The organism is Lacimicrobium sp. SS2-24 (assembly GCF_002201535.1).
Lineage (GTDB): Bacteria > Pseudomonadota > Gammaproteobacteria > Enterobacterales > Alteromonadaceae > Lacimicrobium.
Map to the genome: position 1 here is coordinate 1 of NZ_NIWW01000019.1, position 2,064 is coordinate 2,064.

At 44.1% G+C, this 2,064-nt stretch carries 2 protein-coding genes; one reads left to right on the forward strand and one right to left on the reverse strand.

Features of this window, described 5'->3' with window-relative positions; all coding sequences use genetic code 11:
- Positions 1 to 131 precede the first annotated feature (131 nt).
- A complete protein-coding gene (locus CCY32_RS17280) occupies positions 132 to 518 on the reverse strand; it encodes a hypothetical protein (RefSeq protein ID WP_141096265.1) in 387 nt (128 codons plus the stop codon).
- A gap of 54 nt (positions 519 to 572) precedes the next feature.
- Here CCY32_RS17280 and CCY32_RS17045 point away from each other — a divergent pair, with 54 nt between their 5' ends.
- A complete protein-coding gene (locus CCY32_RS17045) occupies positions 573 to 2,021 on the forward strand; it encodes a hypothetical protein (protein WP_141096266.1) in 1,449 nt (482 codons plus the stop codon).
- Positions 2,022 to 2,064 lie beyond the last annotated feature (43 nt).

Below are 2,064 nucleotides of genomic sequence, written 5' to 3' on the forward strand. Positions count from 1 at the left end.
AAGCCTCTTAAGCAAAAGTACCCCATTAAATCTTCGAGGTACCCTAGGAGAAATCCTTGGCTACCCGCTGGTAGATAGACTTGGTTATTCTTTTGTCAGGGTTGTTCCGTCTAAAGTCACGCAGGTAGTTGTTAATACTGCTCTTTTCTCTCCAACTCCCATCTCTCATCAAAGTCCCCCGTAGTTATACGATCATAATTACATGCTGGAGATGTACCTCCCGGTTGAGACCAAGCGCTTCTGTTACCGCACCTACTGCCGTCTTTCGCAGTATCATAAGGACATGCACAGACACCATTGTGTTCATCTCCATCTGATAGGTATCCATTTATGAACCCTGTCTTTCTTGCTCTATCCCTAGTTGAATCGCCGGAGCTGGGCATGGCGGCTGCGATGATTAGCAAATCAGCTAGAGCATTCCGCTCTTTACCTGATGCCGTTGTATAAGTGGTCGCACATCCCGATAAGAACATTGTCACGACCAATATCGTCACCTTTAGGCTTATTAGGCTCTGCATCTAACTTCCTGATAGTTTTCAATCTCATGGTAGGATAGTGTAATAGGCTGATAATTGGAACAATTTCTCAATATGGACATCTTTTATGTAGATGGTGTTTGTGGAAGTGGTAAAACGCAGACTGCTATCAAGAAGATTGCCGCTAGAGTTGCTGCTGGTGAGACAGTCATATATGTCACCGAGACCAAGCGGTTACTAAAGCAAACAAAAGAAGGCCTTGAAAAACTTAATGTACCCTGTGGTCTTTTAGTCGCACCTAAGCAGTCCAGTTGGCGCAAGCAGTATAAGTCGGTAGTCGAAGACATAGTCAGGGGAATCTCTTCTGCATCAGAATTTCCGCTTGTTATCCTCTGCACAACAAAGTCCCTGATTAGAGCAGCCCATGAAATCCCAGATAACATCAAGCTCCCTCTGTATGTAGACGAAGGGCTAATTGTCGCTGAAGGCAGTGAAATTATCAGTAACACAGAATCAGAAACACAGGGGCTTATGTTCAGACTTGGGTTAGCAGAAGAGAAGCCCGAAGGATTTGACGGACTTGGCTATAAGTTCCCCAAAGAGCACCAGGATCTTGTAATGTATGCTAGAAATCCGCTGATGATTGTTGAGCCAAAAGCGACAGGCTCGAAATTGCAGTGGAATGCCTATTTAGATTTACCCGCTTTCTGCGCTAAATTCTCGGATATTACGTTACTTGCTGCCTGCCATGAGGATACGCTGCAATATCATGCATTCAAATCAGCAGGGATAAAACAAGTTCCCTTGGACTGGGGTTTAGCCAATGAACACGTGACAATGGGTACTGTTCATGTGGCATATGTCCTAGAAAATGCAGAGTGGAGAACGACACGCAAGGACAAGTTAACCGACAAGGAGCTTGAAGACATTGCACTTACCTTTGAGCGGGAGCACTGGGACAAGTTCATTAACGTGAAGCAGATTGGCGACGAAGGTGAAGCAATTAATGTCAAGTCACATGGTTTTAATGACTACTCCAAGCTTCATCACTTCATGGATCTGCATACTCAAATGCCAATCCCATCAACAGAGAAATTTTACAAAGAACGCTTGGGCATGAGTCAATCTGCTATCCGAAAGGCATGCTATCACTATTACCGCTACCAAGGTGCGCTCAGAACATCGCTAAGAAAGAGTAGATATGATGATTTGGGTACCGATGATCTGTTCTACTTATTTGGTGACAAAGGAACAGCTGAGTATTTTGCTAGCAAACTCGCTCCATGGGTCAAAAGGAAAGTCTACAAGCTGCCCTTTGAGTTAGCTATAGATACTGAAGGCAAAACAACTTACTCGAATAAAGTCAGTGATAGCAAGGCAGAGCAAAAAGCAAGAAGCAGGGACAGAGCAAAGCTAACAGAGTTGAATCCCTCAATGAGGAAGCTGGATGAAGCTTTGATTTACCTGCGTGACTTTAGACGAAGCAATCCAGATAACAGAATCTCAAAAGCAATCTATCAACAGGTTGCTAAAGACTACTCCTAGGGTACCTCGAAGATTTAATGGGGTACTTTTGCTTAAGAGACTC